Origin of the sequence: Streptomyces sp. NPDC021356 (assembly GCF_040641015.1) — a bacterium.
GTDB lineage: Bacteria > Actinomycetota > Actinomycetes > Streptomycetales > Streptomycetaceae > Streptomyces.
Map to the genome: position 1 here is coordinate 1 of NZ_JBFACU010000012.1, position 20,980 is coordinate 20,980.

At 71.1% G+C, this 20,980-nt stretch carries 18 protein-coding genes, 1 rRNA gene and 1 riboswitch; of the genes, 13 read left to right on the forward strand and 6 right to left on the reverse strand.

What is annotated here, in order from left to right; genetic code table 11:
- The 11 genes from rrf to AB0G56_RS17795 all read left to right on the forward strand — a co-directional run.
- A 5S ribosomal RNA gene (gene rrf / locus AB0G56_RS17745) occupies nucleotides 1-95 on the forward strand; the annotation flags it as partial.
- A 108-nt stretch (nucleotides 96-203) separates the two neighbouring features.
- Complete coding sequence (locus AB0G56_RS17750) at nucleotides 204-812, forward strand: CDP-alcohol phosphatidyltransferase family protein (RefSeq protein WP_360970093.1); 609 nt, start codon at nucleotides 204-206, stop codon at nucleotides 810-812.
- A gap of 116 nt (nucleotides 813-928) precedes the next feature.
- Nucleotides 929-3,424, forward strand: coding sequence for a mannose-1-phosphate guanyltransferase (locus AB0G56_RS17755; protein WP_360970095.1), 2,496 nt, complete (start codon nucleotides 929-931; stop codon nucleotides 3,422-3,424).
- Between the two features lie 137 nt (nucleotides 3,425-3,561).
- Nucleotides 3,562-4,476 (forward strand): DUF881 domain-containing protein, encoded by a 915-nt coding sequence (locus tag AB0G56_RS17760; RefSeq protein WP_360970097.1) that lies wholly within the window; start codon nucleotides 3,562-3,564, stop codon nucleotides 4,474-4,476.
- Entirely contained in the window at nucleotides 4,473-4,805 is a 333-nt protein-coding gene (locus tag AB0G56_RS17765) for a small basic family protein (RefSeq protein WP_003988855.1), read from the forward strand. Before AB0G56_RS17760 ends, AB0G56_RS17765 begins: the two co-directional genes overlap by 4 nt.
- A gap of 5 nt (nucleotides 4,806-4,810) precedes the next feature.
- Entirely contained in the window at nucleotides 4,811-5,647 is an 837-nt protein-coding gene (locus AB0G56_RS17770; RefSeq protein ID WP_360970521.1) for a DUF881 domain-containing protein, read from the forward strand.
- Nucleotides 5,648-5,708: 61 nt separating this feature from the next.
- Nucleotides 5,709-6,662 (forward strand): FHA domain-containing protein, encoded by a 954-nt coding sequence (locus AB0G56_RS17775; protein WP_360970099.1) that lies wholly within the window; start codon nucleotides 5,709-5,711, stop codon nucleotides 6,660-6,662.
- A gap of 38 nt (nucleotides 6,663-6,700) precedes the next feature.
- On the forward strand, nucleotides 6,701-7,438 hold the full coding sequence (locus tag AB0G56_RS17780) for a MerR family transcriptional regulator (protein ID WP_360970101.1): 738 nt from the start codon (nucleotides 6,701-6,703) through the stop codon (nucleotides 7,436-7,438).
- Between the two features lie 166 nt (nucleotides 7,439-7,604).
- Nucleotides 7,605-8,078 (forward strand): bifunctional nuclease family protein, encoded by a 474-nt coding sequence (locus tag AB0G56_RS17785; protein ID WP_003988851.1) that lies wholly within the window; start codon nucleotides 7,605-7,607, stop codon nucleotides 8,076-8,078.
- A 197-nt stretch (nucleotides 8,079-8,275) separates the two neighbouring features.
- Nucleotides 8,276-8,920 (forward strand): MerR family transcriptional regulator, encoded by a 645-nt coding sequence (locus tag AB0G56_RS17790; RefSeq protein WP_360970103.1) that lies wholly within the window; start codon nucleotides 8,276-8,278, stop codon nucleotides 8,918-8,920.
- A 139-nt stretch (nucleotides 8,921-9,059) separates the two neighbouring features.
- Nucleotides 9,060-10,454 (forward strand): DNA polymerase IV, encoded by a 1,395-nt coding sequence (locus tag AB0G56_RS17795; protein WP_360970105.1) that lies wholly within the window; start codon nucleotides 9,060-9,062, stop codon nucleotides 10,452-10,454.
- A 237-nt stretch (nucleotides 10,455-10,691) separates the two neighbouring features.
- Here AB0G56_RS17795 and AB0G56_RS17800 read toward each other — a convergent pair whose 3' ends face one another.
- Entirely contained in the window at nucleotides 10,692-11,069 is a 378-nt protein-coding gene (locus tag AB0G56_RS17800; protein ID WP_360970106.1) for a PRC-barrel domain-containing protein, read from the reverse strand.
- A 112-nt stretch (nucleotides 11,070-11,181) separates the two neighbouring features.
- Nucleotides 11,182-11,276: riboswitch (glycine riboswitch) on the forward strand.
- A gap of 176 nt (nucleotides 11,277-11,452) precedes the next feature.
- Here AB0G56_RS17800 and gcvP point away from each other — a divergent pair.
- Nucleotides 11,453-14,338, forward strand: a complete 2,886-nt coding sequence (gcvP, locus tag AB0G56_RS17805; RefSeq protein WP_360970108.1) for an aminomethyl-transferring glycine dehydrogenase — start codon at nucleotides 11,453-11,455, stop codon at nucleotides 14,336-14,338.
- A 182-nt stretch (nucleotides 14,339-14,520) separates the two neighbouring features.
- Here the strand turns inward: gcvP and AB0G56_RS17810 are convergent, their stop codons facing one another.
- From AB0G56_RS17810 to AB0G56_RS17820, 3 genes are all read right to left on the reverse strand, one after another.
- A complete protein-coding gene (locus AB0G56_RS17810) occupies nucleotides 14,521-14,916 on the reverse strand; it encodes a helix-turn-helix transcriptional regulator (protein ID WP_360970110.1) in 396 nt (131 codons plus the stop codon).
- 125 nt (nucleotides 14,917-15,041) lie between these two features.
- A complete protein-coding gene (locus AB0G56_RS17815; protein WP_360970112.1) occupies nucleotides 15,042-16,991 on the reverse strand; it encodes an amino acid transporter in 1,950 nt (649 codons plus the stop codon).
- A gap of 245 nt (nucleotides 16,992-17,236) precedes the next feature.
- On the reverse strand, nucleotides 17,237-17,800 hold the full coding sequence (locus AB0G56_RS17820; protein ID WP_360970114.1) for a hypothetical protein: 564 nt from the start codon (nucleotides 17,798-17,800) through the stop codon (nucleotides 17,237-17,239).
- Between the two features lie 235 nt (nucleotides 17,801-18,035).
- Here AB0G56_RS17820 and AB0G56_RS17825 point away from each other — a divergent pair, with 235 nt between their 5' ends.
- Complete coding sequence (locus AB0G56_RS17825) at nucleotides 18,036-19,550, forward strand: glycoside hydrolase family 43 protein (RefSeq protein ID WP_360970116.1); 1,515 nt, start codon at nucleotides 18,036-18,038, stop codon at nucleotides 19,548-19,550.
- Nucleotides 19,551-19,707: 157 nt separating this feature from the next.
- On the opposite strand, the gene AB0G56_RS17830 is transcribed toward AB0G56_RS17825, so the two are convergent.
- Together AB0G56_RS17830 and AB0G56_RS17835 are read right to left on the reverse strand one after the other, a co-directional pair.
- Nucleotides 19,708-19,914: a DUF5999 family protein gene (locus tag AB0G56_RS17830; RefSeq protein ID WP_358863979.1), complete on the reverse strand. Its 207-nt coding sequence runs from the start codon at nucleotides 19,912-19,914 to the stop codon at nucleotides 19,708-19,710.
- Between the two features lie 413 nt (nucleotides 19,915-20,327).
- Complete coding sequence (locus tag AB0G56_RS17835) at nucleotides 20,328-20,912, reverse strand: hypothetical protein (RefSeq protein ID WP_360970118.1); 585 nt, start codon at nucleotides 20,910-20,912, stop codon at nucleotides 20,328-20,330.
- Nucleotides 20,913-20,980: the final 68 nt, after the last annotated feature.

Here is a 20,980-nt window from a genome sequence, read left to right on the forward strand (position 1 = left end):
AAACGCCCGGTTACATTCCGAACCCGGAAGCTAAGCCTTACAGCGCCGATGGTACTGCAGGGGGGACCCTGTGGGAGAGTAGGACACCGCCGAACTCCTTTTAGAGCTCTGGCTCTTGGGCATACAGCCCGAGGGCCAGAGCTTTTTTGCGTTGAGGTAAGGTCAGGGAGCATCGTAGGCACTTTTTCCCAGGAGGCCCCCGGGTGGAGGTCCAGGAGACCCGTGTCCAGACGGACCGGGTCCTCACCATCCCGAACATCCTCAGCATGGCGCGGCTCGTCGGCGTGCCGCTGTTCCTGTGGCTGATCCTCAGGCCCGAGTTCGGCGGTCCCAAGAGCGATGGCTGGGCCCTTCTGGTGCTGGCGCTGAGCGGCGTCAGCGACTACCTGGACGGCAAACTCGCCCGACGCTGGAACCAGATCAGCAACCTGGGCCGGCTTCTCGATCCCGCGGCCGACCGGCTCTACGTCCTGTCCACTCTCGTCGGACTCACGTGGCGCGAGATTCTGCCGGTCTGGCTGACCACGGCTCTGCTCGCGCGGGAATTGATGTTGTTGGTGGCCGTCGCCGTCCTCAGGCGGCACGGCTACCCGCCGCCTCAGGTGAACTTCCTCGGGAAGGCAGCGACGTTCAACTTGATGTACGCCTTCCCGCTGCTTCTGCTCAGTGACGGAAGCGGCTGGATCTCGTCACTCGCTGCAATTTTCGGATGGGCGTTCGCCGGATGGGGTACAACCCTCTATTGGTGGGCAGGAGTCCTCTACGTGGTGCAAGTCCGCCGTCTGGTTCGTGCGGACGCCATGGCCGACTGAGCTCGCCCATTCAGGCAGTCGCGGTGGCTCCGATGGCCCGCTTCGGAAAAGTGCGGGACAATCAGGACGGGTGAAGTCGGCTAGATCGTCGTCTCTTGGAGGAGGACGCTTCCGACATGAAGGCCGTCGTGATGGCCGGAGGCGAAGGCACGCGCCTTCGCCCGATGACCTCGAGTATGCCCAAGCCGCTCCTGCCGGTGGCCAACCGGCCGATCATGGAGCACGTGCTGCGGCTACTCAAAAGGCATGGACTGAATGAGACCGTCGTCACAGTGCAGTTCCTGGCTTCGCTGGTCAAGAACTATTTCGGTGATGGCGAAGAGCTCGGCATGGAGCTCACCTATGCCAATGAGGAGAAGCCACTCGGTACCGCGGGAAGCGTCAAGAACGCCGAGGAGGCGTTGAAGGACGATGCCTTCCTGGTCATCTCCGGCGACGCGCTGACCGACTTCGACCTCACCGACCTGATCCGGTTCCACAAGGAGAAGGGCGCGATGGTGACCGTGTGTCTCACGCGCGTTCCCAACCCGCTGGAATTCGGTATCACCATCGTCGACGAAGAGGGAAAGGTCGAGCGCTTCCTCGAGAAGCCGACCTGGGGTCAGGTCTTCTCCGACACCGTGAACACGGGCATTTACGTGATGGAGCCCGAGGTCTTCGACTATGTCGAGGCCGACGTTCCGGTCGACTGGTCCGGAGATGTCTTCCCGCAGTTGATGAAGGAAGGCAAGCCGATCTACGGCTATGTCGCCGAAGGCTACTGGGAGGACGTCGGCACCCACGAGAGCTATGTGAAGGCCCAGGCCGACGTCCTCGAAGGCAAAGTGGACGTCGACATCGACGGCTTCGAGATCTCGCCGGGCGTCTGGGTCGCCGAGGGGGCCGAGGTGCACCCCGACGCGGTGCTGCGCGGGCCGCTGTACATCGGCGACTACGCCAAGGTGGAAGCCGGCGCCGAGATCCGTGAGCACACCGTCGTCGGCTCGAACGTCGTCGTCAAGAGCGGGGCGTTCCTGCACAAGGCCGTCGTGCACGACAACGTGTACATCGGGCAGCACAGCAACCTGCGCGGCTGCGTGGTCGGGAAGAACACCGACATCATGCGGGCGGCGCGCATCGAGGACGGCGCGGTCATCGGTGACGAGTGCCTGATCGGTGAGGAATCGATTGTCCAGGGCAATGTGCGGGTGTACCCGTTCAAGACCATCGAGGCGGGCGCCTTCGTCAACACCTCGGTGATCTGGGAGTCGCGGGGACAAGCGCACCTGTTCGGCGCCAGAGGTGTCTCCGGCATCCTGAACGTGGAGATCACCCCGGAACTCGCCGTTCGGCTCGCGGGCGCCTACGCGACGACCTTGAAGAAGGGCTCCACGGTCACCACCGCCCGTGACCACTCCCGTGGCGCCCGGGCGCTGAAGCGAGCCGTCATCTCCGCGCTCCAGGCCAGCGCCATCGACGTACGCGACCTGGAGAACGTGCCGCTGCCCGTCGCCCGGCAGCAGACCGCGCGGGGCAGCGCCGGCGGCATCATGATCCGTACGACGCCCGGGGTGCCGGACTCGGTCGACATCATGTTCTTCGACGGTCAGGGAGCGGACCTGTCGCAGGGCAGCCAGCGGAAACTGGACCGGGTCTTCGCGCGGCAGGAGTACCGGCGCGCGTTCCCGGGCGAGATCGGCGACCTGTACTTCCCCTCCAGCGTCTTCGACTCGTACACCGGTTCGCTGCTGCGTGACGTCGACACCACCGGCATCGCCGAGGCGGGCCTCAAGGTGGTCGTCGACGCCTCGAACGGCAGCGCCGGCCTGGTGCTGCCCAGCCTGCTCGGGAAGCTGGGGGTGGACTCGCTGACGATCAACCCCGGGCTGGACGAGTCGCGGCCCACGGAGACCGAGGACATGCGCCGGTCGGGGCTGGTGCGACTCGGTGAGATCGTCGCGTCCTCCGGTGCCGCCTTCGGTGTGCGGTTCGACCCGGTGGGCGAGCGGCTGTCGCTGGTCGACGAGAAGGGCCGCATCATCGAGGACGACCGGGCCCTGCTGGTCATGCTCGACCTCATCGCGGCCGAGCGGCGCAGTGGCCGGGTGGCACTGCCGGTCACCACGACCCGGATCGCCGAGCAGGTCGCCGCGTACCACGGCACCCAGGTGGAGTGGACGACCACGTCGCCCGACGACCTCACGCGGGTCGGCGGCGAGGAGGGGACGATCTTCGGCGGTGACGGCAAGGGCGGGTTCATCGTCCCGGAGTTCAGCAGCGTCTATGACGGCACCGCCGCGTTCGTGCGGCTCATCGGGCTGGTGGCGCGGACCCAGCTCACGCTCAGCCAGATCGACGCGCGGATCCCGCGGGCGCACGTCCTCAAGCGGGACCTGGCGACTCCGTGGGCCGTCAAGGGCCTCGTGATGCGCCGTGTCGTCGAGGCGGCCGGCGAACGGTTCGTGGACACCACCGACGGTGTGCGGGTCGTGGAGACCGACGGCCGCTGGGTCATGGTGCTGCCCGACCCGGCGGAGGCGGTCACCCACCTGTGGGCGGAGGGCCCCGACGACGCCTCCGCGCAGGCCCTGCTCGACGAGTGGTCGGCGGTCGTCGACAGCGCCGGACGGTAGGAGCCGGACCGGGCCGGCCGCGGCCGGTGCCGGCCGGGGAACGGACAGCGCACCCGCGTGCCGGACAAGCGCCCCCAAGGGGGCCTGTCCGGCACGCGGGCGGGGCCGTTCGGAGGTAGCGCCCGCGGCGTGCGACGATGTGCGGCATGCCGCAGCAACCCCCCGTTCGGAGCACACCTTCGCGGCCCTCCCGTCCCGACGCCTCCATGTCGTTGATCACCAACGTCATGGACCACAGCCTCGACGACGGTTACGCCGAGGCGGCCGCGCGGAGGAGGTCCGCCGGTGAGAGGGGCCTGCCGAAGACGCTGCGGGCACGCCTCGGGCTGGCGGCCGGCCTGGTGCTGGCAGCTCTCGTGGTGACCGTGGGAGCGGCCCAGGCACGCGTGGCGGCCCCCGTCGTCGCCAAGGAGCGCCAGGAGCTGATCGACCGCATCGACCGCGAGACGGCGACGGCGGACAAGCTGGAGAGCAGCGTCGACGAGCTGCGGGACGACGTGGACGCGCGGCAGCGCCAGGCGCTCAGCCGCAGCGGTGGCAACCCGCAGGCCGACCTGGCGGGGGTCCTGGCCGGTGCCACGGAAGTGCACGGCCCCGGCGTGAAACTCCTCGTGAACGACGCGAAGGAAGCCGGTACGGGGGGCAGCGGCGACCCGCGCGAGGCGTCGGGGTTCTCCGACACCGGGCGGGTCCGCGACCGCGACATGCAGCGCGTCGTCAACGGTCTGTGGCAGTCAGGGGCAGAGGCCGTCTCCGTCAACGGGCAGCGGCTGACCGCCCTGTCCGCGATCAGGGCGGCGGGTGACGCCATACTGGTCGACAACAGGCCGCTGGTGCCGCCGTACACGGTGCTCGCGGTGGGGGACGGGCAGCGGCTGAGCAGCCGGTTCCAGAACAGTCCGGACGGGCTCTACCTGAACGCCCTGCAGGACAACTACGGCATCCGGACGGCCATCTCCGTGGAGAGCGACCTCCGGCTGCCCGCCGCACCGAGCGTGATCGTGCGGACCGCACAGCCGACCAGCGAGAAGACGGAGAAGAGCACATCGTGATCGCCGTACTGGGCCTCGTCGTGGGAGTCGTGGCCGGCCTGTTGGTCCGGCCCGAGGTTCCGGCGGTCGTCGAGCCGTATCTGCCCATCGCCGTCGTGGCGGCCCTGGACGCCGTCTTCGGCGGACTGCGGGCCATGCTGGACGGCATCTTCGACGACAAGGTCTTCGTGGTGTCGTTCCTGTCGAACGTGGTCGTCGCCGCGCTGATCGTGTTCCTGGGCGACAAGTTGGGTGTGGGCGCCCAGCTGTCCACGGGGGTGGTCGTCGTCCTCGGTATCCGGATCTTCTCCAACGCCGCGGCGATCCGACGGCACGTGTTCCGGGCGTGAGCGCGATGACCGACCGGGACGAACGGCCGGAGCACAGGCTCCGCAAGGAACTGCCCGCGGAGGTGCCCGCGCAGGGCCTCGACGGCGAGGACCGGGCCGGGCAGCCGTCGGAGTCCGCGCCGACCGGCCGCCAGCGGCTGGTGAAGGGACTGTGGCCGCCGCGCTTCACCCGGGCCCAACTCGTCGTGGCGTTGCTGCTGTTCGGCCTTGGCTTCGGCCTGGCGATCCAGGTGGCCTCCAACAGCGACAGCGGCAACGCGCTGCGCGGCGCCCGGCAAGAAGATCTTGTCCGCATCCTCGATGAACTGGATGACCGCACTCAGCGTCTTGAAGACGAGAAGCAGGGTCTCGAGAAGCAGCGTCAGGAGCTGGAGAACAGCTCCGACCAGGCAGAGGAGGCCCGCAAGCAGACGGTCGAGAAGGAGCGGCAACTCGGCATCCTCGCGGGCACGGTGGCCGCGCAGGGGCCCGGGATCACCATGACGATCGAGGACACGAAGGGGACGGTCCAGGCGGACATGCTGCTCGACGCGGTGCAGGAGCTGCGCGCGGCCGGTGCGGAGGCCATCGAGGTCAACGGCGTGCGCGTGGTCGCGAGCACCTATCTGACGGACGCCGGCAAGCGCGTCGAGGTCGACGGGAACAAGATCGCCGCGCCGTATCGTTTCAAGGTCATCGGCAAGCCGCAGGATCTGGAGCCGGCGCTGAACATCCCCGGAGGCGTGGTGCAGACCCTGGAGAAGGAGCAGGCCACCGTGTCCGTCGAGCGTTCGGACAAGATCGTCGTGGACGCCTTGCGAGCGGCGAAGCTGCCTGACTACGCTCGGTCGTCCTCCCGGTGAACCGGGGGTGCATGGCCGTCGTCCGGCAGGGGCATGAGGTTGCGGGGGGTCGGCGCACCGATTGGGTGGTGCGTGGTGGAAACTGTCTGGTGGATACGGACGTTGTGAGGATGTCCGGGTCGACCGGTGTACGCAGTCAGGGTTCGTCCTGCCCCACGGGCGGGTCTGTTTCGGTCAAGGGGAATCGCCCGTGAAGTTGTTTGCGAAGTTGTTCGGCAAGAGCGCGCGAGAGAGCGGCGACAACGCGACCGCTCGCCATCGCGCACAGCCAGGCGCCGAGGGTCAGCGCCCGCTGTTCAGGGACCAGGTCGCCGGTCAGGGCGGTGACTTTTCCGGTGGTCAGGGCGCGCCGTCGGTTGACCCTGCCCAGGCAGGCGGCATAGGTTTCGGCCAACCGTCAACCTCAGGTACGGGTGGAGGGTTTGCCGCCGACCCGTACGCGTCCCATTCCCCGGCGGGGCAGCCGCGGCAGGAGGATCGGTCCATGTCGGCCCTGGTGTGTACGAGGTGCGGTCACCGCAATGCGGACAGCAGCCGCTTCTGTTCCAACTGCGGTGCGCCGCTGAGGCCCGGAGCGGTGCCGGAGCGCGCGGCGGAGACGACGTCCACGATCTCCATCTCCGGCCTGGAGGCCTACGACGCGGAGGCCACCGGCCAGACGCCGATGCTGTCTCCCGAGGCGCAGGCGGCCGTCGACGCGCTGCCGCTCGGCTCGGCCCTGCTGGTGGTGCGCCGGGGGCCGAACTCCGGCAGCCGTTTCCTGCTGGACGGCGAGCTGACCACGGCCGGACGTCATCCGCAGAGTGACATCTTCCTGGACGACGTGACGGTCTCGCGACGCCACGTGGAGTTCCGCCGCAGCCCGGACGGCTCGTTCACGGTGGCCGACGTCGGCAGCCTGAACGGTACGTACGTCAACCGGGAGCGGATCGACGAGGTCGCGCTGGCCAACGGTGACGAGGTGCAGATCGGCAAGTACCGGCTGGTCTTCTACTCGAGCCGACAGGGTTACTGACCTCCCCGGACTCGGTCCGGGGAACCCAGGGAAGGTCCATGCTTCAATCACCGAGCGGCGGTGCCGGGCACGGTACCGCCGCGGCGGACAGTGGGCTGATGAGCATCGGCGCGGTGCTGAACGCGCTGCGCGACGAGTTCCCCGAGGTCACCATTTCCAAGATCCGTTTTCTGGAGGCGGAGGGGCTGGTCGAGCCGCGGCGCACTCCTTCGGGGTACCGCAAGTTCAGCGCGGACGACGTCGAGCGCCTCGCCCGCGTCCTGAGGATGCAGCGGGACCACTACCTGCCGCTGAAAGTGATCCGCGAGTACCTGGACGCGGTGGAGCGGGGCGAGGCCGTCCAGCCGCCGGTGCTCGGCCGGCAGCGTGGCGGCGAGACGGTCCCGAAGCAGGCCGAGGCGCCGGTGGCGGCCCGGATCGGGCGGGCCGGACTGCTGGCCGCCGCACAGATCGAGGACGCGGAACTCCAGGAGTGGGAGTCCTACGGGCTCGTCACCGCCCTGGAGGACGGCAGCTACGACGCGGAGACGGTCACCGTGGCCTCTCTCATCCGTGAGCTGGGACGTTTCGGCATCGAGCCACGTCACCTGCGGGTGATGAAGGCCGCCGCGGACCGGGAGGCCGGTCTGGTCGACCAGGTGGTGGCCCCGCTCAGGCGGCACCGCAACCCGCAGACCAGGGTGCACGCGGAGGACCGTACGAAGGAGCTGGCCGCGCTCACGGTCAGCCTGCACTCCGCGCTGGTGCAGACGGCGCTCGGGGTACGGCTGCCCTGAGCGTCGGGGTGGTTGCCCGGGCTTCGGGCGCGGTGTGCCGGGCTTCGGCGCGGCGATGCCGGGGGAGGCGGCCCGAGGAAGGTCCGGAGCCCGTCCGGCGGCCGGATCGCCCTCCCGATTCCGGCCCGACTACCCAAACATCCCGGGCACGGCCTAGGGTTGCTGTGTGAACGAGCTCGATGTCGTAGGTGTCCGGGTCGAAATGCCCTCCAACCAACCGATCGTGCTCCTGCGTGAAGTGGGAGGCGACCGCTACCTCCCCATCTGGATCGGGCCCGGGGAGGCGACGGCGATCGCCTTCGCCCAGCAGGGCATGGCCCCCGCGCGACCGCTGACGCACGACCTGTTCAAGGACGTGCTGGAAGCCGTTGGCCAGGAGCTGACGGAAGTACGCATCACGGACCTGCGGGAGGGTGTCTTCTACGCCGAGCTGGTCTTCGCCAGCGGGGTGGAGGTGAGTGCCCGCCCGTCCGACGCCATAGCGCTCGCGCTGCGCACGGGCACGCCGATCTACGGCAGCGACACGGTGCTCGACGACGCCGGCATCGCGATCCCGGACGAGCAGGAGGACGAGGTGGAGAAGTTCCGCGAGTTCCTCGACCAGATCTCGCCCGAGGACTTCGGCAGCAGCAGCCAGTGAAACGCCCACATATGCCACCGGCCTCGGAGAGCAGCCTCCAGCCCCCCGCGAGACCATTCGGCTAGCCTTTCCCCGCGGTGGGGCACGGGAAACCACTCTTAGGGTGATTATCACTCGGCGTGCCGAGTGTGGCGATCGTTGACGCACCCCTGGTGACTGCCTACCGTCGAGGAGGCAGGTCAAGGACGGAGGTCGGCGTGAGAAGCAGCGGCGACGGTACGGCTGGGGGTGCCCCCGGACGCGAGGTCGGGGGGAGCGGCCCGTACCCGCTTCACGGCAGCGCGGCCGACCAGGCTCCGCAACGGCCGACGGCCGTGCCCAGCGGCGGAGGGGCGGCGTCCATGGCGTCCGAGCAGATCGGCTACCGGGGCCCGACGGCCTGCGCGGCAGCAGGCATCACCTATCGGCAGCTGGACTACTGGGCCCGCACCGGCCTGGTCGAACCGAGCGTGCGGCCCGCGCACGGGTCCGGCACCCAGCGGCTGTACAGCTTCCGGGACGTCGTCGTCCTGAAGATCGTCAAGCGGTTCCTGGACACCGGTGTGTCGTTGCAGAACATCCGCACCGCCGTGCAGCACCTGCGCCGGCAGGGCTTCAGCGACCTGGAGCGCATGACGCTGATGAGCGACGGCGCGACGGTCTACGAGTGCGCATCTCCCGACGAGGTGCACGCCCTGCTCCAGGGCGGCCAGGGCATCTTCGGCATCGCCGTCGGCGTGGTGTGGCGCGACGTGGAGAGTGCACTGTCCCAGCTGCACGGCGAGCGGGTCGACACCGGCGAGACCCTGGTCGGCCAGAACCCCGGCGACGAGCTGGCCCGGCGCCGCAACCGAGCCGTCTGAGCCCTCGGAGCCGCCGCGTGGGCGGGCCGTCGGCCGACGTCCCCGGCCGTGCTGCTGGCGGTCGGCCGGGCCGGGTCCGCGAAGCCGGGCCGTGCCCCGCGACGGGGCATTGTCAGTGCCGTGGTGCAGCATCGGAGATGTGAGAACCGCGCCCACGATCCTGCATCTCGACATGGATGCCTTCTTCGCCCAGGCGGAGCAGGCATCCAAGCCGAGCCTGCGGGGGAAGGCCGTCGTCGTCGGAGGACTCGGACCGCGCGGCGTGGTCGCCACCGCTTCGTACGAGGCCCGGGTCTTCGGCGTCCACTCCGCGATGCCGATGGCCCAGGCACGCCGGCTGGCGCCGAACGCCGCGTACCTGGTGCCCCGCTTCGGCTTCTACCGGTCCATCAGCGAACAGGTGATGCAGTTGCTGCGGGAGCTGTCCCCGCTCGTGGAGCCGCTCAGCCTGGACGAGGCGTTCGTGGACCTGGAGGCCGGGGGAGCGGCCTGGGACGAGGCCTCCGCCCGCCTGGCCGGTGCCGAGCTGCGGGCCGGCATCCGGGCCGTGACGGGGCTGACCGGCTCGGTGGGGCTGGCCGCCTCCAAGATGCTCGCCAAGATCGCCTCGGAGCGGGCCAAGCCCGACGGGCTGGTGCTCATCGAGCCCGGCACGGAGCGGGACCTCCTCGGCCCGCTCTCGGTGCGCACCCTGCCGGGCGTGGGACCGGCCACGGGGGACCATCTGCGGCGGGCCGGGATCCACACCGTCGACGAACTCGCCGAGGCGGGCGAGGACGAACTCGTCCGGCTCCTGGGCAAGGCGCACGGGCACGCGCTGCACGCCATGGCGCTGGCCCACGACGAGCGGCCCGTCGTCGCCGAGCGGGAGGCCAAGTCGGTGTCGGTCGAGGACACGTACGACATCGATATCCACGACCGGCTGCGGGTGGGGCTGGAGGTCCAGCGGCTCGCCGACCGCTGCGTGCGGCGGCTGCGCGGCTCCGGACTCTCGGGCCGCACCATCGTGCTGAAGGTGCGGCGCTACGACTTCTCCACCCTGACCCGGTCGGAGACGCTGCGCGGGCCCACCGACGATCCCGCGGTGGTCCGGGAGGCGGCGGCCCGGCTGCTGGACTCCGTGGACACCACCGGCGGGGTGCGGCTGCTCGGCGTGGGCGTGTCGGGGCTCGCCGACTACACGCAGGAGGACCTGTTCGCCCAGGCGGCCGGTGCGGGGGCGGTGAGCCCCGCGGAGGAGCGCGTGGACGAACCGGCCCAGGAGCAGGCTGCCGGGCCCGCCGAGCGGCACTGGTCCGCGGGGCACGACGTGCGGCACGCCGAGCACGGGCACGGCTGGGTGCAGGGCAGCGGTGTCGGCAGGGTCACGGTCAGGTTCGAGACACCCGACTCGGAGCCCGGCCGGGTGCGGACCTTCCGTGTCGATGACCCGGCGCTGCAACCGGCGGATCCGTTGCCGCTGGTGCGGCGAAGACCGGCGGATCCGGCCGGCACGCCCACGGTGGTGGGCGGGGAGGCCGGCGGCCGGGGCTGAGCGGTCGCGGGGCTGAAGGGACGGCGGGGCAGCGCGCTCAGAGCCGGAAGGTGCTTGTGGGACAGCCTGGTTCTTGAGGTGACCGTGTTACGCGTGTGAGGACGATGAGTTCTCCTGGCGGGAGGCGTGCGGGTTCGCGGCGGAAGGGTCCCCGGGCGGCGGTCGGTGCGGCGCGGTGCCGGTGTGGGTGAGTCGGCGGGTGGACCGTGCCGCGCCCGGCCGGGGCCGGGGGATCCTTCAGGACTCCTCCGAGCCGGAGCCGGCCAGCTTGCCGAAGTCGCGGTCGGGGAGTGCGGCGGGAGGTGTGAGGTCGAGGCCGTAGTGGTGGTAGAGCTGGATTTCCTGCTCGGGGGAGAGATGGCGGCCGACGCCGAAGTCGGGCGCCTCCTTGATCAGGGAGCGGTCGAAGGGGATGTGGAGGGCGCCCTCGACCAGTTCGCTGGGCTCCAGGGGCACGAAGGCGTCCCGGGAGAACAGTCCGGTCCGTATGGCCGCCCACTCGGGCACGCCGGTGGCGTCGTCGAGGTAGACCTCGTCCACCGTGCCGATCTTGTTGCCGTTGCGGTCGAACGCCTTGCGGCCGATCAGATTGCGCGGATCGATCTCGGTCAGCACGGTCCCTCCACATGTCGCACCTCATCCGTAAGCACTACGAAAGAGCACATTCGGCCGGGCGGCCACTCGAAGGCTCCGGCTCTCGGCCCGCTGGTACCCTGGCAGCGGCTGCTGACCCCGTGCGGGAGAGTCCTCCGGCATCACCGGAGGCGCCGAAGGAGCAAATCCTCCCCGGAATCTCTCAGGCCCACGTACCGCACGGACGAGGTCACTCTGGAAAGCAGAGCGGGTGTCGACGGCTTCCGCTCTCACCGACGGTGAAAGCCGGTCGCCTGCCGGCGACCCGGTGAAGCTCTCAGGTTGAGATGACAGAGGGGGAGGCCGTCGGGACACCCGCGCCGTGGTGTCCCTCGAAGGTCGCGTCAGACCAGGAGGCCTCCGCAATGACCGCCCAGCGCATTCCGCTCTCCGAGCTCGAACAGGGCATCCCCTTCGAGCAGCGCCACATCGGGCCCGACCAGGAGGCGCGGGCCAAGATGCTCGCGCAGGTCGGCTACGGCTCGCTCGACGAACTCACCGCCGCCGCCGTGCCGGACGTCATCAAGAACGCCGACACCCTCGACCTGCCCGGCGCGCGCACCGAGGCGGAGGTGCTGGCCGAGCTGCGTTCCCTCGCCGACCGCAACCAGGTCCTCGGTTCGATGATCGGGCTCGGCTACTACGGGACGTTCACGCCGCCCGTCATCCTGCGCAACGTCATGGAGAACCCCGCCTGGTACACGGCGTACACCCCGTACCAGCCCGAGATCTCGCAGGGCCGGCTCGAAGCGCTGCTGAACTTCCAGACCGTCGTCGCCGACCTCACCGGCCTGCCGACCTCCGGCGCCTCCCTGCTCGACGAGGGCACGGCCGCCGCCGAGGCGCTGGCCCTGTCGCGGCGCATGGGCAAGAACAAGAAGGGCCTGTTCCTCGTCGACGCGGACACGCTGCCGCAGACGATCGCCGTCATCCGGACCCGGGCCGAGCCGACCGGGGTCGAGGTCGTCGTCGCCGACCTCAGCGACGGCATCCCCGCCCACGTCGCCGAGCGCGAGATCAACGGCGTGCTCCTGCAGTACCCGGGCGCCTCCGGTGCCGTACGCGACCTCAAGCCCGTCATCGACCAGGCGCACGAGCTGGGCGCCGTGGTCACCGTCGCCGCCGACCTGCTCGCCCTCACGCTGCTCACCTCTCCCGGCGAGCTGGGCGCGGACATCGCCGTCGGCACCACCCAGCGCTTCGGTGTCCCGATGGGCTTCGGCGGGCCGCACGCCGGCTACATGGCGGTGCGCGAGCAGTTCGCCCGCAGCCTGCCCGGCCGCCTGGTCGGCGTCTCCGTCGACGCCGACGGCAACAAGGCCTACCGCCTGGCCCTGCAGACCCGCGAGCAGCACATCCGACGCGAGAAGGCCACCAGCAACATCTGCACCGCGCAGGTGCTGCTCGCCGTCATGGCCGGCATGTACGCCGTTTACCACGGTCCCGACGGCCTGAAGGACATCGCGCGGCGCACCCACCGCTACGCCGCCGTCCTGGCCGAGGGCCTGAAGGCGGGCGGGGCGCGGATCGTCCACGACTCCTACTTCGACACGCTCACCGTCAAGGCCGAGGGCCGCGCCGCCGGCATCGTGGCCGCCGCCCGCGAGGCCGGGGTGAACCTGCGCCTGGTCGACGCCGACCACGTCTCGATCGCCTGCGACGAGACCACCACGCGGGCCCAGCTGCACGCCGTGTGGTCCGCGTTCGGCACCGCTGGCGACATCGACGCGCTGGACGCCGCCGCCGCTCAGGTGCTGCCCGAGTCCCGGCTGCGCACCGACGCCTACCTCACCCACCCCGTCTTCCACCAGCACCGCTCCGAGACGGCGATGCTGCGGTACCTGCGCAGGCTCTCCGACCGCGACTACGCGCTCGACCGCGGCATGATCCCGCTGGGCTCGTGCACCATGAAGCTCAACGCGACCACGGAGATGGAGCCGGTCACCTGGCCCGAGTTCGGGCAGCTGCACCCCTTCGCGCCCGCCGAGCAGGCGCAGGGCTACCTCACCCTCATCCGCGAGCTGGAGGACCGGCTCGCCGAGGTCACCGGCTACGACAAGGTCTCCCTCCAGCCGAACGCCGGCTCGCAGGGCGAGCTGGCCGGTCTGCTCGCGGTCCGCGGCTACCACCGGGCCAACGGCGACGAGCAGCGCACCGTCTGCCTCATCCCGTCCTCCGCGCACGGCACCAACGCCGCCAGCGCCGTGATGGCCGGGATGAAGGTCGTCGTCGTGAAGACCGCCGAGGACGGCGAGGTCGACGTCGAGGACCTGCGCGCGAAGATCGAGCAGCACCGCGACCAGCTCGCCGTGCTGATGATCACCTACCCCTCCACGCACGGCGTGTTCGAGGAGCACGTCGCCGACATCTGCGGCCAGGTCCACGAGGCCGGCGGTCAGGTGTACGTCGACGGCGCCAACCTCAACGCCCTGGTGGGTCTGGCCAAGCCCGGCCACTTCGGCGGCGACGTCTCCCACCTGAACCTGCACAAGACGTTCTGCATCCCGCACGGTGGCGGCGGTCCCGGCGTCGGCCCGGTCGCCGTGCGCGCGCACCTCGCGCCGTACCTGCCCAACCACCCGCTGCAGCCCGAGGCCGGTCCCGCCACCGGCGTCGGCCCGGTCTCGGCGGCGCCGTGGGGCTCGGCGGGCATCCTGCCGATCTCCTGGGCGTACGTCCGGCTCATGGGCGGCGAGGGCCTCAAGCGGGCCACGCAGGTGGCCGTGCTGTCCGCCAACTACATCGCCAAGCGCCTGGAGCCGCACTTCCCGGTCCTGTACACCGGACCCGGCGGTCTGGTCGCGCACGAGTGCATCATCGACCTGCGCCCGCTGACCAAGGCGACCGGCGTGAGCGTGGACGACGTAGCCAAGCGGCTGATCGACTACGGCTTCCACGCGCCGACGATGTCGTTCCCGGTGGCCGGGACGCTGATGATCGAGCCGACCGAGTCCGAGGACCTGGCCGAGCTGGACCGCTTCTGCGACACGATGATCGCGATCCGCGCCGAGATCGACAAGGTCGGCTCAGGGGCGTGGCCCGCCGACGACAACCCGCTGCGGGGCGCCCCGCACACCGCCGCCGCGCTCGGCGGGGAGTGGGAGCACGCCTACAGCCGTGAGGAGGCCGTCTTCCCGGCCGGTGTCTCGACGGTCGACAAGTACTGGCCGCCGGTGCGCCGGATCGACCAGGCCTTCGGCGACCGGAACCTGGTCTGTTCCTGCCCGCCGCTGGACGCCTACGAGGACTGAGCGGCGCTGGTCGCACGAACCGCGTCCGCAGGGCTCCGCCCCGGCCCTCCCGTGAGGGAGACCGGGGCGGAGCCTTTTTGCATGGGCCCAGCCCTTTTGTGTGGGCCCGGCTGTGGGCCCGGCCCTCTCGCGTAGGCCCGGCCCTCTTGCACAGGCGTGGGCGGGCGGCCCCGGCGGGCAGCTCAGGTCCGGTCGATGTGCACGTTGGTCGACTTCACGCGGGCGGTGGCCTCCACACCGACCTCCAGGCCCAGTTCCTCCACCGCCTCCCGGGTCAGCAGGGAGACCAGGCGGTGCGGGCCGGCCTGGATCTCGACCTGGGCCGCGACGTCGCCGAGTTTGATGGCGGTCACGATGCCGGGGAAGGCGTTGCGGACGGAGGTGTAGGAGGGGTCCTCCTCGCCGCCGCCGGTTCCGGCCAGCTCCACCGAGAAGGCGGCGAGGTCCCGCCCGTCGATGAGCCGCCGTCCGCTCTCGTCGCGGTGCGTGGCCACCCGGCCCGCGTCCGCCCACCGGCGGGCGGTGTCCGGACTGACGCCGAGGAGACGGGCGGCCTGGCCGATGGTGTAGGACTGCATGCCGGTCACGATAGGGCCCCGCGGCGGTGTCGCGGACGCAGGGGCGGACGCAGGGGCGGCCGCGGGGGCGGCCGCGGGGTGGCGCGTCATCCATGGCCGGGGCGCCCGGCCGCTGGACGGCGGCTTCAGCCGGTGTGGACGCGGGGGCGCTTCGCACGGTCCGGTTCCGCCTCGCGCAGCACCTCGCGGGTGACCGGGGCTACCTCGCCCTGTCCGAAGAGGAAGAAGCGCAGGAAGTTGCGGAACGGGTTGCCCTCGGTCCACTCGAAGTAGATGTGCGGGGTGTGGCCCGTCGTGTCGCGGACGTGCAGGAGGAGGGCGGCCAGGGCGTTCGGGATGGATGAGGACTCCAGCGTCAGGACGCGGTAGCGGCCGTGCAGCACCTCGCCGCGCACCCTGAGGCTCGCCTCGAACTCCGAGGGGTCGGTGACCGTCACCTCAGCGAACACGAAGTCCTCGGTGTCCGAGATGTCGTTGTCCGCGCGGATCTGCTCGATCTTGGCGCGGTACTCGGCCTTGTCCCGCCGGTCGGGCTGGTTGGCGATGAACCGGATCTTGCGGCTGGCGATGTCCCTGACGAAACGTTCCGCCATGTCGTCGAGCGTCACGCTGGTCACCCGCAGCTCGAAGGCGCGGGCCAGCCGGGACAGCAGCGAGACCAGGATGATCCCGGCGATGAAGCAGGCACCGATCTTCACACCGTCCGGGCGCTCGATGACGTTCACGACGGTCGTGTAGAGGAACACGGTCGAGATCACCGCGAAGGCCACGGTCCACTTGCGCTGCCCGGCCTTGTGGGCGGCGATGGTCACCGCGATCGCCGCCGAGCTGATCAGCACGAGCACACCGGTGGCGTACGCACCGCCCTGCTTGTCGACGTTGGCGTCGAAGATCCAGGTGACCAGGAAGCCGATCAGGGTGAAGACGATGACCATCGGACGCACCGCACGGGCCCAGTGCGGGGCCATGCCGTAGCGGGGGAGGTAGCGCGGCATCAGGTTGAGCAGCCCCGCCATCGCGGAGGCGCCCGCGAACCACAGGATCGCGATGGTCGAGATGTCGTACACCGTGCCGAAGGTGCTGCCGATGTACTGGTGCGCCAGGTACGCCAGCGCGCGCCCGTTGGCCTTGCCACCGGGCTGGAACTCCGGGGCCGGGATCAGCAGGGTGGTGATGAAGCTGGTGGCGATCAGGAAGCAGCTCATGATCAGCGCGGCCGTGGAGAGCAGCTTCTTGGTGTCGCGGATCCGGCCGGTCGGCCGCTCCTCGGTGTCGTCCGGGTTGCCCTTCACGTGCGGCATGACGGCGACACCGGTCTCGAAGCCGGACAGGCCGAGCGCGAGTTTGGGGAAGACCAGCAGGGCCACGCCGACCATGGCGAAGACGCTGCTGTGCTGCGTCGTCAGGGCACCGGTCCAGTCGGTCACCAGGTGGCCCGCGGTGATGACGCGCCACAGGCCGACGACCACCACCACGACGTTCAGGGCGAGGTAGACGCCGACCAGGACGACCGCGACGCCGATCGCCTCCAGGAAGCCCTTGAGGAAGACCGCGCCGAGCAGCGCCAGCAGGATCAGCGTGATCAGCATCTGGTGGCTCTGCAGCGCACTCGTCAGGTGGGGGTTCTCCACCAGGTGGGTCGAGGCGTCGGCGGCCGACAGGGTGATGGTGATCAGGAAGTCCGTGGCGGCGAAGCCGAGCAGGGTCAGGACGAACAGCTTGCCCTGCCAGAACGACAGCAGTCGCTCCAGCATCGCGATCGAGCCCTGGCCGTGCGGGCTCTCCTCGGCCACCCTGCGGTACACCGGCAGCGCGCCCGCCAGGGTCACGAGGACCAGGACGAGCGTGGCGACCGGCGACAGCAGGCCGGCCGCCAGCGCCGCGATGCCCGGCTGGTAGCCGAGGGTGGAGAAGTAGTCGACACCGGTCAGGCACATGACCCGCCACCAGCGCTGCCCCTTGTGCGGGGGCTCGGGCGCGGCGTGCGGTGCCTGCTGCACGCCCTTGCCCATGTCGGACAGGCCCTCCAGCATCCAGGCGCGCAGACGACTGGGGGGGTGTTCGGTGGTGGCCATCGGCCCTGCTCCTGAAGTGCGGCTCAGCCTGACGGCCGGATCGGCGGGGGAATCCGGCCGACGTGCGGACGGAGCACCAGCGTATGCGGAGAGTGACGTACCGGCCCACGCCCGCCGGGGTGGGCACGCGTCAATCTTCCGTTAAGAACGGCCGCGGCGCCGCCGCTGACGCCCACCTGGGCGGACGCCGGGTGACGCTCCGGGAGCCGCGGGCGGCCCCGGAGCACCGGCAGGGACGTGCCTCCTCAGGACTCCATCCCGGAGATCCGGAACACGGTCAGCGCCGTCTCGCCCTCCACCCGCTCGGCCAGGTCGCGCAGCGCGCGCTGCCCGCACCGCAGGCTGCCGCGCGCCGCCGACATCCGGGCGTCCTCGTCGAAGCGGCACCACAGCGCGGGGTTGTCCACCAGGATCCGCGGGTCGACCTCGACGCGGGCGCCGCACGCGTCCCGCAGGACCAGCCGCCGGGAGACGCCGTCCACGACGCGCACGGAGACCAGCAGGTCCGTGCGCACCCGCCGGCGGCACAGCGGCGCGCGGGTGGCGAGCCAGCCCTCGCCGGCCGAGACCCGGGGCGGGCAGAGCACGGCGAGCAGCAGCACGGACAGGGCGAGCCAGAGCACCGCACGCCCCCAGGTCAGGGCGCCGGTGCACCCGTCGATCGCCAGCAGCAGGCCGAGCAGCGCCACCGCGCACCGGAGCGCGGTGTGCAGATCCCGTGCCCAGTGGCGGTCGCGGACCGTCGTCGCCGGGGCGGACCGCCGCGGGGGTGTGCCCGTGCCCGGCCGTGTGTCGGAACAGTGCCTCATGTCGTCGACGCTAGTGCGCGCCCGGGGTGGGAGCGACGCCCCTTGACACGCTTCTGACGTGGTGCCGTCCGTTCTTGACGCCACGGCAGCGCGGGCCCCTCGTCGTGCCCCGACAAGGCCCGGCACTTGGCGCCACGACCTTGTCCGTGCCCCCCGGCCGCCCCTACAGTGCGACTTCGCAAGGTTCGACGAGCGCGTCGAAAATTTCGCGGGGCAGGAAGGAGGCCGGCGCCCCATGCGGACGTACGACAACCCGGTGATCCCCGGTTTCCACCCCGATCCCAGCGTGTGCCGGGTCGGACAGGACTACTACCTGGTGTGCTCCAGCTTCGAGTACTTCCCCGGCGTCCCGCTGTTCCACAGCCGTGATCTGGTCCACTGGCGGCAGATCGGCAACGTCCTGGACCGGCCGGGGCAGCTGCGCATGCCGGACGACCTGCCCGCCTCCGCCGGTGTCCACGCCCCCACGATCCGGTACCACGAGGGCCGCTTCCACGTGATCACCACCAGCGTCGGTGGCTGCGGGAACATCCTCGTCACCGCCGACCGGCCCGAGGGGCCGTGGTCGGACCCGGTCCTGATCGATTTGCCCGGCATCGACCCCGACCTGGCCTGGGACGACGACGGGACCTGCTGGTGCGCCGTGGCGGGGGTGGGGCTGGCCCGTATCGATCCGGTGACGGGCAAGGTGCTCGAGGGGCCGATCGAGGTGTGGTCGGGGACCGGCATGCGCGACCCCGAGGCGCCCCACCTGTACCGCGTCGGCGACTGGTGGTACCTGCTCCTGGCCGAGGGCGGCACCGCGCACGGCCACAGCGTGTCGGTCGCCCGGGCGCGGTCCCCGCGCGGTCCCTACGAACCGGCGCCGGACAACCCGGTCCTCTCCCACCGCGGCACGGACCTGCCCGTCCAGTGCACCGGCCACGCCGACCTCGTGCAGGCCGAGGACGGCACCTGGTGGATGGTGCTGCTGGGGACCCGGCCCGGGGGGTACTTCCCCGAGTTCCACGTGCTCGGCCGGGAGACCTTCCTGGTGCCGGTGGAGTGGGTGGACGGGTGGCCGAAGGCCGGCCCGGTCCGCGAGCGGCACCCGGCCCCGGCCGCCTGGCACCCGCTGCCGCCGGAACCGGCCCGGGACGACTTCGACGGGTCCGTCCTCGCGCCGTGCTGGATCTCCCCGCGCAGCAGGCCGGACGGCTCCTGGTCGCTGGACCGCCGCCCGGGGTGGCTGACGCTGACCGCGACCGGCGACAGCCTCGACCGGCCCGGCCACACCCTGGTGGGCCGCCGGCAGCAGCACCCGGACTGCCGTACGGCGGCCCGCGTCGATGCGGGGTCGGCACGGGCGGGGCTGTCGGTCCGCATGGACGAGGCGCACCACTACGACCTGGAGATCCACGGCGGTACGGCGAGCGTGATCGCCCGGATCGGGCCGGTGCGGCAGCGGATCGCCGAGCACGCCGTACCGCCCGGCCCTCTCGTCCTGCGCGTGGACATCCGCACGTCGGACGTGCCGCCGCCCACGGTCACGGCCGCGGGTGGGCGGGCGCCCGGCCTGCGGGCGGGCGGACCCGACGCGGTCGCCTTCGCGGTGGAGAGCCCAGAGGGAACGGTACGGCTGGCCGAACTCGACGGGCGGTACCTGTCCACGCAGGTCGCCACCGGCTTCACCGGCCGGGTGATCGGCATGTACGTCACCCAGGGCAGTGCGGCGTTCGACTGGTTCGCGCACGAGGCCGGGTCCGCGTGAGGCGGTGAGGGCGGGAGCGGAGCCCGGAGGGGGCGTGACCGGCGGGCCGGCTCGTCGGCGGTACCCGTGTCATGCGGCGGGGCCGGTTCGCACGCGGCGTGCGGGCCGGCCCCTCGTGGTGCGCGGGCGGCCCGGTGCGCGGCGCCGCCCGTCGTGCTCAGGCGGCGGTCATCACCCGGTCGGCGCCCAGCGGGCGGTGCGGGGCGATGATCTGCCCGTCGGGCAGGAGCTCACCGGTGTCCTCGAAGAGCAGAACGCCGTTGCACAGCAGGCTCCAGCCCTGTTCCGGGTGGTGCGCCGCGAGACGGGCGGATTCCCGGTCGGCGGAGTCGGCTGACGGACACGGTGGCTGGTGCTGGCACATGGGTGGGATCTCTCGCTGTGTCGTGTGGTCCGGGATGGCTGTCGTGTGTGTCCCGCGGCTGGTGGCATTCTCCATGGCCGCCCCCCGTTTGATGATGAGTCGGACTGAGACCAGTGTTGCCCCACGGACGTGATTCCGCAGGAATTTCGCGGTACCGCCTCGCACAGGTTCAAGACGCATCACCCGCGCGAGCGGTTCACGTCGACCGCACGGTCCCTTCGGATGGTTCGAGGGGGCCTGATGGGGCTAGTCCGCCAGGACCACCGGACTACGCGGCCTTCCGGGCCGTCGGCCCGCCGTCCGCCCGGGAGCGCGCCATGACTCCCGTGGGCGTGTTTCCGGCCGTACGCGCAGCACCCCGCCGCCGGAGTTCCGGCGGCGGGGTACGGGGCGGGGGGACAGGGGAAGGGGCCTCAGGCGGGTGAGCCCATGAGCCGTATGGGGGTCACCCGGTGCATGAGGAGGGGGAGCAGGTCGGCGACCCGGTGCGGCACATGGGCCGGTATCCCGGGCGGGGCGGGCGCCAGCGGTACGAGCAGGTCGGTGGCGGCGGGGTGGCCCGCCGCGCCGTCGTCGGAGAGGTCGCCGTGCAGCCACAGCGTGAGCATGTACAGGCTCGGCATCGACAGCAGGCGCGGCTGGAAGGGCTGCGTCAGGGTCTCCGCCTGCCGTAGGGCGCGCTCGGTCGAGGCGACGTAGGGGCCCTCGAAGAAGTGGGAGAAGGCCCAGCCGTCGGGGGTGAGTCTGGTCTCCGCCGCCGCCACCGCGTGGTCACCGGAGCGGATCAGGAAGCGCCAGCCGGCCAGCCGGGTCTCGGACACCCCCTCGGCGGTGATCCGGTCCAGGACGTGGACGGGCAGCGGGAGTTCGGGGGTCGCCGGGTCCTGTGCGGAGTGGAGGGCGGAGATCCGCGCCTCGCGGACGGCGGTGGGGGAACCGAGCGCCGTGAGGACGGAGCGGAGTGCGGGCGCGGGGGCCGGGGGGACATGCAGCGGCATGGTGGGTCGCCTCTCATTCGACAGGCACGATGGCGCGAGGGCGGGGCGGGGGCGGACGGCGCTGTCAG